Here is a 12,558-nt window from a genome sequence, read left to right on the forward strand (position 1 = left end):
CGGAAAGGCGCCCGGCCGTACAGGCCGGGCGCCTTCACGAAGCGGTCGAAGCGGTCGCGGAAGGGCTCACGCCCACAGCTGGCCGTGCAGCGTCTCGATGGCCGCTTCGGTGCTCTCCGCGGTGTAGACGCCGGTGGAGAGGTACTTCCAGCCGCCGTCGGCGACGACGAACACCACATCGGCGCTCTCGCCGGCCTTCAGGGCCTTCTTCGCGACGCCGATCGCGGCGTGCAGCGCGGCGCCGGTGGAGACGCCCGCGAAGATGCCTTCCTCGGAGAGGAGTTCACGGGTGCGGCGCACCGCGTCCGCCGAGCCGACGGAGTAGCGGGTGGTCAGCACGGACTCGTCGTAGAGCTCCGGGATGAAGCCCTCGTCGAGGTTGCGCAGACCGTAGACCACGTCGTCGTAGCGCGGCTCGGCGGCCACGATGTTGACGCCGGGTACGTGCTCGCGCAGGTAGCGGCCGACGCCCATGAGGGTGCCGGTGGTGCCCAGGCCCGCCACGAAGTGGGTGACGGAGGGCAGGTCGGCGAGGATCTCGGGGCCGGTGGTGGCGTAGTGCGCGCCCGCGTTGTCCGGGTTGCCGTACTGGTACAGCATCACCCAGTCGGGGTGCTCGGCGGAGAGCTCCTTGGCGACCCGTACGGCGGTGTTGGAGCCGCCCGCCGCGGGGCTGGAGATGATCTCCGCGCCCCACATGGCGAGCAGCTCGCGGCGCTCCTGGGAGGTGTTCTCCGGCATGACGCACACGATGCGGTAGCCCTTGAGCTTGGCCGCCATGGCGAGCGAGATGCCGGTGTTGCCGCTGGTGGGCTCCAGGATGGTGCATCCGGGGGTGAGCCGGCCGTCCTTCTCCGCCTGCTCGATCATGTGCAGCGCGGGGCGGTCCTTGACGGAGCCGGTGGGGTTGCGGTCCTCCAGCTTGGCCCAGATCCGTACGTCGTCGGCGGGCGACAGCCGCGGCAGGCGCACCAGGGGGGTGTTGCCGACCGCGGCGAGCGGGCTGTCGTACCGCATCAGCGGGAGCCACCGGCGACGGCGGGAAGGATCGTCACGCTGTCGCCGTCGGCGACCTTCGTGGTGATGCCGTCGAGGAAGCGGACGTCCTCGTCGTTCAGGTAGACGTTGACGAAGCGCCGCAGCTGCCCGCCGTCGACCAGGCGCTCCTTGATGCCGGCGTGCCGGGTCTCCAGGTCGTCGAAGAGCTCGCCGAGGGTGTCGCCGCTGCCCTCCACGGCCTTCTGGCCGTCGGTGTGGGTGCGCAGGATGGTCGGGATTCGGACCTCGATGGCCATGAGGATGCTCCTGTTTCGGCTGGCTGGGACGCTTCCCGGAAGGGGGCCGGAGAGCGAGTCTGGGGTGCGCCGCTGCGGGGCGCGTCGGGCGAGGCGTCCTGGGGACGCGGGCGGGTATGCGTTCAGCCCGCCGGCCGTCTCGGCCGGGCGCCTGTCGTGCGGGCAGGCGGAACCGGTCAGCCGGCTGCGCGGCGCGGACACATCGCGCTGGCGAGGCGGCACAGGTCGACGTGCAGCCGCGCAACGAGCAGCAAGCTCGGCGTCTTCTCGCTCACGTCGTGGTCAACCATGCGGTCATCGTATCGATTCCCGGTCCGGGTACTGGAACCCGGTCTCGGGATGCGGACGGACGGTGCACACCATGTGGGATGGGACCAATCGGGACGCCCCGGCGGGCCCTGCGCCGCCGGGGCCGAGCACGGGCAAGAGGTGACGGGGGTCACGCGTACGCGTCGACGACCTCGACCTCTTCTTCGGTGATCACACCGTCCACGATCCGGTAGGAGCGGAACTGGAACGGGCCCGCGTCGTCGGTGTCCGCGGTGGAGACCAGGACATAGTGCGCGTTCGGCTCATTCGCGTACGAGACGTCCGTACGGGACGGGTACGCCTCGGTCGCGGTGTGCGAGTGGTAGATGACGACGGGCTCCTCGTCCCGGTCGTCCAGCTCGCGGTAGAGCTTGAGCAGGTCGGTGGAGTCGAATTCGTAGAACGTGGGCGAGCGCGCCGCGTTCAGCATCGGGATGAACCGCTCGGGGCGGCCGTCGGCGGGCGCCGGCGTCGGGCCCGCCAGGACGCCGCACGCCTCGTCGGGGTGGTCCTTGCGGGCGTGCTCGACGATCTGGTCGTAGAGGGCCCGGGTGATGGTCAGCATGCCGACCAGAATAAGCATCGGGCCCGTACGTACCACTAGGTGATACGTACGGGCCCGGATGCTGGACAGCGGGCAGCAGTCGCCGCGCCGGATCAGTCCTTCTTCGTGGCGTCGACGGGGCGGGAGGCCGCGAAGACGTTGGGGTCCCGGCGTTTGAGGACGAGGTAGCCGATACCCAGGATCGCGGCCCAGATGGGCGCCGCGTACAGCGAGATCCGGGTGTCCGGGTCGATGCCCATCATCACGATGACCATGGCGATGAAGGCCAGCGCGAAGATCGAGGTGTACGGCGCGCCGGGGGCCTTGAACTCCGACTGCGGCAGCAGGCCGCGCTTGGCCTTGGCCCGGTAGCGCAGCTGCGAGAGCAGGATGACGATCCAGGCCCACATGCCGGAGATGGTGGCGAAGGAGACCACGTAGTTGAAGGCTTCACCCGGCCACTGGTAGTTGATCCAGACGCCGACCATCATCATGGCCACCGAGACCGCGGTGCCGCGGGTGGGCAGGCCGTTCTTGCTGAGATAGGTGAAGATCTTCGGACCCTGGCCGTTGAGCGAGAGGTCGCGCAGCATCCGGCCGGTGGAGTACATGCCGGAGTTGCAGGAGGACAGCGCCGCGGTGAGCACGACGAAGTTCACGATGCCGGCGCCGGCCGGCAGGCCGATCTTGGCGAAGGCCGCGACGAAGGGGCTGACGCCCGGCTCGAAGACGGACCAGGGGACGACCGACAGGATGATGATCAGCGAGCCGATGTAGAAGAGGCCGATTCGCCACGGCACGGTGTTGATGGCCTTGGGCAGGACCTTCTTCGGGTCGGTCGCCTCGCCCGCGGTGACGCCGACCAGCTCGACGGCGAGGAAGGCGAACATCACGATCTGCAGCGTCATCAGCGTGCCGCCGATGCCCTTGGGGAAGAACCCGCCCTCGGACCAGAGAAGCGTGAAGGACGCGGTGTCGCCGGCGTCGGAGAAGCCGAGGATGATCACGCCGAGGCCGATCAGGATCATGCCGACGATGGCGGTGACCTTGACCATGGAGAACCAGAACTCCAGCTCACCGAAGAGCTTGACGGAGATCAGGTTGATGCCGAAGAGCGCGACGGTGAAGACCAGGGCCGACACCCATTGCGGGATGCCGTCGTTCCAGTAATGGACGTATGTCGCGGCCGCCGTGACTTCCGTGATGCCGGTGACGACCCAGAAGAGCCAGTACGTCCAGCCGGTCACAAAGCCCATGAAGGGGCCGAGGAACTCGCGGGCGTACTCCGAGAAGGAGCCGGACACCGGGCGGTACATGAGCAGCTCGCCCAGGGCACGCATGATGAAGAAGATGACGAGCCCGACGATGGCGTAGGCCAGGATGATGCTCGGCCCGGCCTTCGAGATTGCTTTGCCCGCCCCGAGGAACAGGCCCGTTCCGATGGCGCCACCAATGGCGATCATCTGGATCTGCCGGTTTCCCAGACCGCGCTGATAGCCCTCTTCCGGGGCAGATCCCGCGGCGTCGGTGACGCCGTGCTGATTGTCGACCTGCGCTGAGGTCATGTGTGGTGCGCCTTTCTCCATTCCGACCCGGTCTGTTCCGGATCGGGTCCCGATCCCCCCGGATGGAGTCCTGCATCGCCAACGGTCGGCCGGCGCAGCGCTCCCGCGGCGACAGGGGTGGCGTCACCGACGGCAGGTCGAGAGTTTTTACCACGACCACTTGGGATGTACTACCGGGACACCGTAGGACACAACAAGGAAAAGAGGACAAAATTCAAAAGGCGCAGGAAGAGCGGGCGCAGCAGTAATGCGATCGTTATCCGGATTTGATCGTCCGTTGAGCGGACGCCTCTCCGTCCGTAATCGGGCGTACCGTCCGGGTCACGAAGCGGCCGGTCCGGTCAGTCGGGCATCAGCGTCTCGATGAGGCTCTCCTGGAGCCCGCCCAGCCAGAGGTACGCCATCGCCATCGGCTTGCGCGGGTCCTCGTCCGGCAGGCCGAGCAGCTCGCTGCCGTCGTCCTCGTCACTGACCTCCAGGCGGGTGCCGATCGCCAGCCGCAGGTCGTTCAGCGCGCCCAGCCACTGCTGGGACTCGTCCGGCTTGAGCCGCAGCACCGCGCCCTCGGAGCGCTTGCCGCTGTCCGTGGACAGCGCGTCCAGGGAGCGGACCACCGCGAGGGCGTCCTCGCGCTTGCGGGTCCGCAGATCGTTCTCCGTGAAGCGGCGGAACTCCGCCGAGGCGGCGCGCGCGTCGTCGTCCGGCACGTGGTCCGGGCCGCCGTAGGCATCGGGGAAGAGCCGGGCCAGCGCCGGGTCGGACGGCGGCTCGCTGGGCCCCTCGGCGAAGAGCGCGTCCAGCGGGTCCTCGCCCTCGGCGGGCTCGTCGCCGGGGCCCACCAGCTCCATCAGCTGGACGGCCAGGCTGCGCAGGATGGAGATCTCGACCTCGTCGAAGGCGGCCGCCGCGCCGCCGCCGGGCAGGGCTTCGAAGTGGCCGGCCATCAGCGGTCCTGCGTGAGGGTCGCCCAGAGGCCGTAGCCGTGCATCGCCTGCACGTCGCGCTCCATTTCTTCGCGGGTACCGCTGGACACGATCGCGCGGCCCTTCCGGTGGACGTCGAGCATGAGCTTGCGTGCCTTCTCCTTGGAGTACCCGAAGTACGCCTGGAACACGTAGGTCACGTAACTCATGAGATTGACGGGGTCATTGTGAACGACGGTGACCCAGGGGACGTCGGGCTCGGGCACCTCGAAAGGCGCCTCGGTCGTTTCAGGACGTTCGATCTCCGTCGGTGCGACACTCACGGGTCCCATGCTGCCACCCAGGAGGGGCGCGCGCACAAATGACCCGGGGAAATCGTCAATGTGACGAGTATGCGAGGTAGCATCGTCGCATGAACACAGCAGACCTGGGGCTGCCGGTGGCCGTGCCGTCGACTGCGCTCTTCACCGACCAGTACGAACTCACCATGGTGCAGGCCGCGCTGCGGTCCGGCACCGCCGACCGGCGCTCGGTCTTCGAGGTCTTCACCCGGCGGCTGCCCGAGGGCCGCCGGTACGGCGTGGTCGCGGGCACCGGGCGGGTGCTGGACGCGGTGGAGAACTTCCGCTTCGACGCCACGATCCTGGACTTCCTCACCGAGCGCGGCATCCTCGACGAGACCACCCGCGCGTGGCTCGCCGACTACCGCTTCCGCGGCGACATCTGGGGCTACCCGGAGGGCGAGGTCTACTTCCCCGGCTCCCCCATCCTGCGCGTCGAGGGCACCTTCGCCGAGGCGGTGCTGCTGGAGACGGTGATCCTCTCGATCCTCAACCACGACTCGGCGGTGGCCGCGGCCGCCTCCCGGATGTCCGTCGCGGCCGGTGAGCGCCCGCTGATCGAGATGGGCGCCCGGCGCACCCACGAGCTGGCCGCGGTGGCCGCCTCCCGGGCCGCGTACGTGGGCGGCTTCCACACCACCTCCGACCTCGCGGCCGGCTTCCGGTACAACATCCCGACGGCCGGGACGAGCGCGCACTCCTTCACCCTGCTGCACGACAACGAGCGGGACGCGTTCACCGCGCAGGTCGACAGCCTCGGTGCAGGAACGACTCTGCTGGTGGACACCTACGACGTCGCGGAGGCGGTCCGTACCGCCGTGGAGGTGGCCGGACCCGGCCTCGGCGCCGTCCGCATCGACTCCGGCGACCTGCTGCTGCTCGCCCACCGGGTGCGCCAGCAACTGGACGAGCTGGGCGCGACGGACACCAGGATCGTGGTCACCAGCGACCTGGACGAGTACGCCATCGCCTCGCTCGCCGCCGCGCCCGTGGACGCGTACGGCGTCGGTACCCAGCTGGTCACCGGCAGCGGCCACCCCACCTGCTCGATGGTCTACAAGCTGGTCGCGCGCGCCGACAGCGACGGCGACGGCGCGCCGCTGCGGCCGGTCGCGAAGAAGTCCATGGGCGGCAAGGCGTCCCACGGGGGCCGCAAGTGGGCCGCGCGGCGCCCGGACGCGGACGGCGTGGCGGAGGCCGAGGTCATCGGCACGGGGCCGGTGCCGGCCGAGCTCGCCGACCGGCAGCTGATGGTGCCGCTGGTGCGCGGCGGCGAGGTGGTCGCCCGCGAGCCGCTGGACGCGGCGCGCGAGCGGCACATCGCGGCCCGCGCCGGGCTCCCGATGTCCGCGATGCAGCTCTCGCGTGGCGAGGCCGTGCTGCCGACGGAGTACGTCTGAGGGGGCCGCGGCCACGCCCCTCCGGGGGCCGGCACTCCGGTACCTCGGTACGTGGGTGTCCTCGTGCGGCCGAACGGGTGGCGCGGTACGGGCGGGACTTCTCCGTGCGCCGTCCCGTGCCCCCTGGCCTGCCGCGGCGTGTCACGGACCGCCGTACGGCGCCCACTCCCGCAGCGCCGGACGAGTGGCTACCCTCGGTCACATCGGCGTTTGCCGTAGCCCCCACAGCCGCCACATCCTCCCCCCATTTCCCATCCGGAAGGCACGCACCATGCACCGGGCATTGATCGTCGTGGACGTCCAGAACGACTTCTGTGAGGGCGGCAGCCTCGCGGTAGCGGGCGGCTCGGACATCGCCGCCGCCATCACCGACCTGGTGGGCGAGGCGGCGGGCAGCGGATACCAGTACGTGGTCGCCACGCGTGATCACCACATCGACCCCGGCGACCACTTCTCCGTCCGGCCGGACTACCGGCACAGCTGGCCCGCGCACTGCGTCGCCGGCACCGAGGGCAGCGGTTTCCACCCCAATTTCGCGCCCGCGATCGTCTCCGGCGCGATCGACGCGGTCTTCTCCAAGGGCGAGCACACCGCTGCGTACAGCGGCTTCGAGGGCGTGGACGAGCACGGCGCCCCGATGGCGGAGTGGCTGCGCGCGCACGATGTGACCGAGGTCGACGTCGCGGGCATCGCCACGGACCACTGCGTGCGGGCCACGGCGCTGGACGCCGTGCGCGAGGGGTTCCGCACCCGGGTCCTGCTGGACCTGACGGCGGGCGTGGCCGCGCACACGACGGAGGCGGCGGTCGCGGAGCTGCGCGAGGCGGGGGCGGAGCTGACCGGCAAGCCGGTGGTCAGCGCGGGCTGAGCCACCGGCCGGGCGGCCCCTGGAGCGCCTTCAGAGCGCCTCCTGGACGGCGGGGCGCAGCAGGGCCCGTATCGGGTGCCAGGACTCCGTGTCGTCCTCCGGGGCGCCGCGCCAGACCAGCCCGTCGGGGTGGTGGAGTACGGCCGTGACCTCGTCCGGCGTGGGAGGTTCGGTGTTGCCGCGCAGGTAGACGGCGCGCAGGCCGAGGTTGCGGAGCCTGGTCAGGGCGCGCGGGCGGTTCGCGGCGTGGACGAGGACGCGTACGCGGTGGCCGCTGCCGCCCGGTCTGGGCAGCGAGAGGGCCACCACCACGCTTCCGCCCGGAAGCCTGATGAAGCCGGAGCCGGTCAGGGTCATGTTTCCCCCGTGCATGGTCGGTGCAGCGGTCGGTGCATGGTCGTGCGGCCGGCGCACGCCGGGTCGGGGCATGCGTCGGGAACCCCTCGTGAGACTACGTGTCAGCAAGAGGGCCGCAGGAGGCATCTAAACGCGATCGGCCGCCGCCCGCTAGAGGGCGACGGCCGATACGTCTGTGACCTGCGGCTTTACTGACTTTTACTTACTTCTTCGCCGCGGGCCCGACCTGGAGGACCACCGTGGAGCCGTCCCGGGCCTCCTTGGCGATCTTGATCCGGGTGTTGGTGTCAGGAACGATCACGCCACCGGTCGGGTTCGTCTCGTCGTAGTAGTCCCCGTTGCGGTCGTCGAAAACGGTCACGCCCGGCTGCGATGCGATCTTCGCGGCCGTGCCGTTCTTGTGCAGCGTGAGCGCGTCGGTACGGGCACGGGTGAAGGTCGAGTCGTAGGTCTGGAAGCGGTTGCGCATGAGCTTGCCGTCCGCCCACTTCGTGGCCTTCGGGTGCGCGTCGACCGGGAGGATCTGGCCGGCGCCCGGGTGCTGGCCGACGTTGTTGTCCGGCTGCGAGGTGTCCCAGAGCCAGATCAGCACGCCGTTCTGGAAGGGGAAGTGCTCGACCCAGTTCGGCCGGGTGGAGGGCCAGCCGAAATTGTACGGGCCGGTCTTCAGGGTCTTGTCGTACGAGACGTACTGGCGGTTCTCGGCGAGGTAGTACTGCGGGTAGTCCTTGGTGAAGGACTCGCCGATGCGCGAGAAGCCCTTGGCGGTCCAGCCCGCGTCGTCGCCCTCGGCACCGTCGGTGAAGAGCGGCTTGCCATCGGCCACGATGCTCAGCGCGTCGGCCGCGAAGCCCTTCTGGGCCACGCCGCCGTCGGTCTGGTAGCGGAACCGCAGATCGATCTTCTTGCCCGCGTAGGCGTCCAGCGAGTACACGAGGTCCTGGTACGCCTCGACGGTGCCGGTCAGCGCGGGCTTGTCACCGGCGTCGCGCGGGATGGCCCGGCCGTTCGCGGTGCCGTCCACCGGCGTCCAGTTCGCGCCGCCGTCCGTGGACACCTCGGCGTACAGGTAGTCGTACTCCGCCTCGATGTCCCACCAGCCCTTGAGGTTCAGGGACGCCTTGGCCGCTCCGGTGAGGTCGACGGACCGGGTCAGGGTGTTCTTCAGGTCGTCACCCATGCCGCTCCACCACTGCTTGGAGCCTTCAGCGGGCTTCACGACCGAGGTGGTGACGGCCTTCTTCGGCAGCTCGACGACGAGCGCCTGCTTGTGCTTGGTGTTGTACTCCGCGACGCCCAGCTTGTGCGTGGAGGCCGTCGACGCCTTCGCGGTGTCGTAGTTGAGCCAGCCCAGCTGCAGCTTGTCCCAGGCATTCATGTCACCGGGCAGGTCGCCGATGGAGTCCTTGCCCTCGCCGAGCCAGGAGCCGGAGGACATCAGCGACCAGAAGTCGACGGAGGACTCGCCGGTGCCGCTGGTGTCGTACTCGTCCGGCAGGCCCAGGTCGTGGCCGTACTCATGGGCGAAGACGCCGAGGCCGCCGTTCTCCGGCTGCATCGTGTAGTCGCCGACCCAGATGCCGGTGTCGCCGATCTGCGCGCCGCCGGCCTTGTTCTCCCCCGGGCCGGTCCGGCCGGCGTCCGTGCCGTACGCGTACCAGCGGTGCGCCCAGATGGCGTCGGTGCCCTGCGCGCCGCCGCCCGCGGACTCGTCCTCGCCGGCGTGCACGATCTGGAAGTGGTCGATGTAGCCGTCCGGCTCGTTGAAGTTGCCGTCGGCGTCGTGGTCGTAGCGGTCCCACTGGTCGTACTTGGCCAGGTCCGCCTTGATCTGCGCGTCCGTGCGGCCCTGGGCCTTCTGGCCCTTCGCCCACTGGTTCACACCGTCGCGGATCAGGTCCCAGGCGTTGGAACAGTTGGTCTGGCCGCAGTAGTTGGAGCCGTAACGGGCCTCGTTCCAGTCGACCTTGACCCAGTCGGAGACCTCACCCTCGACCGAGTAGCGGCCCGAGGACTGCTTCTCGTAGTACTTCGCCAGGGACTCCTTCTTCTTGTCGTGCGAGAAGTAGAGGTCCTGGTAGTGCTGCTGGTTGAAGTCGGGCTGCCAGTCCGTGCTGTTGTCCGTCGCACGGTCCGGCTCGGCTATCTCGTTGTGCGCGGGACCGGCCTCGCCGCCGTACTTCTTCACCGGCGGCTTGGGGCCGTCGCCGTCCGGGTCGTACATCGTGGTGTCGTCGACCTTGGTGCCGAACTCCACCAGGATCGTGAAGATCTTGTCGGTCTTCTCCCGGCCCAGCTCGACGTACTTGCCCTTGTCCAGCTTCACGACCTGCGAGCCGCCGCGGTCCGTGGTCTCGGCATCGCCGGATATGACCTGCCGGAGCGCTTCCTCGCGCTGCGCTTCCTGGCGGTCGCTGAAGGGGCCCTTGAGGTCGTGGTCCACCGACCGCTCGGCGGGCGCCGGGTCGTTGGACGGGCTCGCGGCCGGGTTACGGCCGTCGGCCTGCGCGGCCCCGGACGCGAAAACGGCCGCCCCGATCGCGGCGGTTGCCGTGGCCAGGGCGGCCGATCTGAACAGCAATCTCTGGGATCTCACGTTGCGCTGTCCTCCCCTGTGACGAACGGTCGTTGGAGGCATTGCACCGGAACGCCGGGGGAAAAGACAGACCTTGTTTTGAACACATCAGCGAAGTACGTTACTTGGCTCATGATGTACGCGTATCGGACGCGTATCGGATGATGTACGGACCGTACGGAGGGCCCAACAGGTGTGCCGCGAGCGGCGGTTCGCCGGGGGCATGAATCGGTGCGCCCCCCGTGCACCGGGCCAGTGGGTCAACTCACGCTTACCGGACGTTCCGCTCGGGCAGTAAGGACCGTAGAGTCTTTTGGCGGCGCGCCAAGTCGACTGACACCCCTGATGCTTCCGAGGACGGACCCGCCATGCCTCGACCGACTGCCGCACAGCTCGTCTACGGTTCGGCCACCGTCGTGCTCTCCACCCTCGCCATGCTGCTGCTCTCGCAGACCAGGACGGGCATCGCGGTCGCGGTCATCGCCATCGCCGGGCTCGGGCTCGGCCTCCTCGTCGCGGTCACGGCGCCGCTGCCGCGCTTCGCGCGCGCCCGCCGGACGCGCGTCGCCGCCCCACAGGTACGGCCCGAGGGCTTCGTGGGACGGCGTACGTCGCCGACCCGGCCTGCCGAGGCCCGGGTCGGCGAACACTCCCGTTAGGCGCTGTTTCCCGGGTTTTCCGGGTCAGCCGGCCGACACCACCACCGTGCGGGCCGCCTTGTCGTGCAGACACTGCTGGTACGGCTTGTCCCAGGTGCACCACAGGACGTTGACCAGCCAGAAGATGGCGCCGCAGCAGGGGATGACCTCCGGCAGCGTGTAGACGGCGGCGCGCATCCAGCCCGCCCGGGCAGTGGGGATCGCCCCGTTCTCCAGCATCGCCACCCTGATCTTCATGGCCATCTTGCCGACGGTCTGGCCCCGGGTGGTGAGCATCAGACCCTCGTAGACCAGATAGGCCAGCATCGTGACGCCGGAGACCACGGTCTGCTTGCCGCTGTCGTCGGTCGTACCGGGGTAGTCCACGCCGCCGACGATGAACCACATGATCAGGCCGACCGGCACGCCGATGATGATGCCGTCGATGATCCGCGCGAGCAGCCGCCGGCCACGGCCGGCGAGCGGCGGCATACCGGCGAGCGGATCGGGGGCGCCGTACGGGCCCTGGGGCGCGCCGCCTCCATAGGGGCCTTGGGGTCCGCCGCTGTACGGGCTCTGGGGCGCGCCGCCGTACGGGTCGCCGCTGTCGGGCGGCGGCTCCTGCGGATGCTGCGGCTTCTTGAGGAACGGGTCGTTCTCCGGCGGCTCACCGGATCCGGGCCTCGGCTGGTCGGTACTCATGGCCCGAGTCGACCGCGTACCACCGGTCGCCGCATCCGGCGTGCGCCGTTCGGAGGAAGTGCGGCGCCCCGGAGCGTGGCACTCGCCGTGCGCGGGCGCGCCCCGGCACTCCGGGGCGCACGCCTGCGAGCCGGCTCAGCGAACCGGCTCTCAGGACCGGCTCTCAGGCCGGCTCAGCCCTCGGCCACGAACGTGCGGGCCGCCTTGTCGTGCCAGCACTGCCGCCAGGGCCGGTCGATCAGGCACCACAGGGCGTTCACCACGCCGACGACGAGCGCGCCGAGCAGGCCGTACACCAGCCAGCGCTTGGCCGCCGCGCCGAACCCCGGGGTGTCGTGCCCCTCGATGTCCAGCACCTGCACGCCGCAGACCTTCTTGCCCAGCGTGTGTCCCCACTTGGCGGTGGGCAGCGCTTCGACGAGCAGCCCGACGACCAGCAGCGCCGCGATCACGATGGCCAGGTAGCCGCCGGTCGTGCCGTCCAGGAGGTAGACCGTGGTCTGTACGCCGGACTGCTTCGCGGCCTCGATCTTGGCGCCGATGTGGTCCGCCGCCGCGCTCCACAGCGGTACGACGACCCCCGCGAGCAGCACGCACAGCACGAGCGTGTCGATCAACCGGGCGGCGAGCCGGCGGCCGAGCGGCGCGGGTCGCCCCTGGGCCTGCGAGGACGCGAAGGGGTTGTCGACCGGCGGCTTGAAGGGGATGACGCCCTCGGGGGCACCACCCTGCTGCTGGGCCGCGGGGCCGGACTGGTGGGGGTAGCCGTACCCTCCGGGGCCGCTCTGCTGCGGGGCCGCGGGGGCCTGCTGCGGGTAGCCGTAGCCGCCCTGCTGGGCAGCCGCGGGGCCCGGCTGTGGGTAGCCGTACCCGTCCGGCCGGCCTGCCTGCTGCGGGTAGCCGTAACCGCCCTGGCCGGGGACGGACGAGCCGCTCTGCTGCGGGTAGCCGTAGCCGGGGGCGGCCTGCGGCGGGGTGGCCGGCGACTGCTGGGCCGCGGGGCCGGCCGTCGGCGCCGACCTGTCGCGGCCCGGCTGTGCG

14 protein-coding genes are annotated in these 12,558 nt (G+C 70.1%); 3 read left to right on the top strand and 11 right to left on the bottom strand.

The genetic code is table 11. The annotated features are described in order from the left end of the window. Window positions 1-66: 66 nt before the first annotated feature. The 7 genes from CCS38_RS21550 to clpS all read right to left on the bottom strand — a co-directional run bounded on the left by CCS38_RS21550 (window position 67) and on the right by clpS (window position 4,968). Window positions 67-1,017, bottom strand: coding sequence for a PLP-dependent cysteine synthase family protein (locus CCS38_RS21550; RefSeq protein WP_223734947.1), 951 nt, complete (start codon window positions 1,015-1,017; stop codon window positions 67-69). Beyond that, a complete protein-coding gene (locus CCS38_RS21555; RefSeq protein WP_223734948.1) occupies window positions 1,017-1,295 on the bottom strand; it encodes a MoaD/ThiS family protein in 279 nt (92 codons plus the stop codon). Before CCS38_RS21555 ends, CCS38_RS21550 begins: the two co-directional genes overlap by 1 nt. A 176-nt stretch (window positions 1,296-1,471) precedes the next feature. Continuing rightward, window positions 1,472-1,585 (bottom strand): putative leader peptide, encoded by a 114-nt coding sequence (locus CCS38_RS35745; protein ID WP_342668106.1) that lies wholly within the window; start codon window positions 1,583-1,585, stop codon window positions 1,472-1,474. A gap of 149 nt (window positions 1,586-1,734) precedes the next feature. After that, complete coding sequence (locus CCS38_RS21560; RefSeq protein WP_030250248.1) at window positions 1,735-2,169, bottom strand: M67 family metallopeptidase; 435 nt, start codon at window positions 2,167-2,169, stop codon at window positions 1,735-1,737. Window positions 2,170-2,261: 92 nt separating this feature from the next. Further along, the gene (locus CCS38_RS21565) at window positions 2,262-3,713 is read right to left on the bottom strand and encodes an amino acid permease (protein ID WP_223734949.1); all 1,452 of its coding nucleotides are present in this window, start codon (window positions 3,711-3,713) and stop codon (window positions 2,262-2,264) included. Window positions 3,714-4,054: 341 nt separating this feature from the next. Further along, window positions 4,055-4,657, bottom strand: a complete 603-nt coding sequence (locus CCS38_RS21570; protein ID WP_223734950.1) for a DUF2017 domain-containing protein — start codon at window positions 4,655-4,657, stop codon at window positions 4,055-4,057. Next, window positions 4,657-4,968 carry an ATP-dependent Clp protease adapter ClpS gene (clpS, locus tag CCS38_RS21575; protein ID WP_031063234.1) on the bottom strand — a complete coding sequence of 104 codons (312 nt, stop codon included), beginning with the start codon at window positions 4,966-4,968 and terminating at the stop codon, window positions 4,657-4,659. Before clpS ends, CCS38_RS21570 begins: the two co-directional genes overlap by 1 nt. A gap of 80 nt (window positions 4,969-5,048) precedes the next feature. Between clpS and CCS38_RS21580 the strand changes: the two genes are divergently transcribed. After that, window positions 5,049-6,377 (top strand): nicotinate phosphoribosyltransferase, encoded by a 1,329-nt coding sequence (locus tag CCS38_RS21580; RefSeq protein ID WP_223734951.1) that lies wholly within the window; start codon window positions 5,049-5,051, stop codon window positions 6,375-6,377. A 271-nt stretch (window positions 6,378-6,648) separates the two neighbouring features. Continuing rightward, complete coding sequence (locus CCS38_RS21585; protein WP_223734952.1) at window positions 6,649-7,245, top strand: isochorismatase family protein; 597 nt, start codon at window positions 6,649-6,651, stop codon at window positions 7,243-7,245. 30 nt (window positions 7,246-7,275) lie between these two features. On the opposite strand, the gene CCS38_RS21590 is transcribed toward CCS38_RS21585, so the two are convergent. Further along, on the bottom strand, window positions 7,276-7,602 hold the full coding sequence (locus CCS38_RS21590) for a hypothetical protein (RefSeq protein WP_223734953.1): 327 nt from the start codon (window positions 7,600-7,602) through the stop codon (window positions 7,276-7,278). A gap of 202 nt (window positions 7,603-7,804) precedes the next feature. Further along, window positions 7,805-10,198: an immune inhibitor A domain-containing protein gene (locus CCS38_RS21595; RefSeq protein WP_223734954.1), complete on the bottom strand. Its 2,394-nt coding sequence runs from the start codon at window positions 10,196-10,198 to the stop codon at window positions 7,805-7,807. 347 nt (window positions 10,199-10,545) lie between these two features. Between CCS38_RS21595 and CCS38_RS21600 the strand changes: the two genes are divergently transcribed. Next, window positions 10,546-10,836, top strand: coding sequence for a hypothetical protein (locus tag CCS38_RS21600; RefSeq protein ID WP_030250278.1), 291 nt, complete (start codon window positions 10,546-10,548; stop codon window positions 10,834-10,836). Between the two features lie 24 nt (window positions 10,837-10,860). Here CCS38_RS21600 and CCS38_RS21605 read toward each other — a convergent pair whose 3' ends face one another. Together CCS38_RS21605 and CCS38_RS21610 are read right to left on the bottom strand one after the other, a co-directional pair. After that, complete coding sequence (locus CCS38_RS21605; protein ID WP_223734955.1) at window positions 10,861-11,517, bottom strand: RDD family protein; 657 nt, start codon at window positions 11,515-11,517, stop codon at window positions 10,861-10,863. A gap of 173 nt (window positions 11,518-11,690) precedes the next feature. Then, on the bottom strand, window positions 11,691-12,558 hold an 868-nt coding region (locus CCS38_RS21610; protein ID WP_223734956.1), incomplete at its 5' end, for an RDD family protein.

The organism is Streptomyces purpurogeneiscleroticus (assembly GCF_020024005.1).
GTDB classification, from domain to species: Bacteria; Actinomycetota; Actinomycetes; order Streptomycetales; family Streptomycetaceae; genus Streptomyces; species Streptomyces purpurogeneiscleroticus.

Bases quoted from the DNA above. Each gene is read 5' to 3' on its own strand.
- CCS38_RS21560 (WP_030250248.1), bottom strand. From the start codon at position 2,169: ATGCTGACCATCACCCGGGCCCTCTACGACCAGATCGTCGAGCACGCC.
- CCS38_RS21580 (WP_223734951.1), top strand. From the start codon at position 5,049: ATGAACACAGCAGACCTGGGGCTGCCGGTGGCCGTGCCGTCGACTGCG.
- clpS (WP_031063234.1), bottom strand. From the start codon at position 4,968: ATGGGACCCGTGAGTGTCGCACCGACGGAGATCGAACGTCCTGAAACG.
- CCS38_RS21600 (WP_030250278.1), top strand. From the start codon at position 10,546: ATGCCTCGACCGACTGCCGCACAGCTCGTCTACGGTTCGGCCACCGTC.
- CCS38_RS21555 (WP_223734948.1), bottom strand. From the start codon at position 1,295: ATGGCCATCGAGGTCCGAATCCCGACCATCCTGCGCACCCACACCGAC.
- CCS38_RS21550 (WP_223734947.1), bottom strand. From the start codon at position 1,017: ATGCGGTACGACAGCCCGCTCGCCGCGGTCGGCAACACCCCCCTGGTG.
- CCS38_RS21565 (WP_223734949.1), bottom strand. From the start codon at position 3,713: ATGACCTCAGCGCAGGTCGACAATCAGCACGGCGTCACCGACGCCGCG.
- CCS38_RS21585 (WP_223734952.1), top strand. From the start codon at position 6,649: ATGCACCGGGCATTGATCGTCGTGGACGTCCAGAACGACTTCTGTGAG.
- CCS38_RS21590 (WP_223734953.1), bottom strand. From the start codon at position 7,602: ATGACCCTGACCGGCTCCGGCTTCATCAGGCTTCCGGGCGGAAGCGTG.
- CCS38_RS21605 (WP_223734955.1), bottom strand. From the start codon at position 11,517: ATGAGTACCGACCAGCCGAGGCCCGGATCCGGTGAGCCGCCGGAGAAC.
- CCS38_RS21570 (WP_223734950.1), bottom strand. From the start codon at position 4,657: ATGGCCGGCCACTTCGAAGCCCTGCCCGGCGGCGGCGCGGCGGCCGCC.
- CCS38_RS35745 (WP_342668106.1), bottom strand. From the start codon at position 1,585: ATGGTTGACCACGACGTGAGCGAGAAGACGCCGAGCTTGCTGCTCGTT.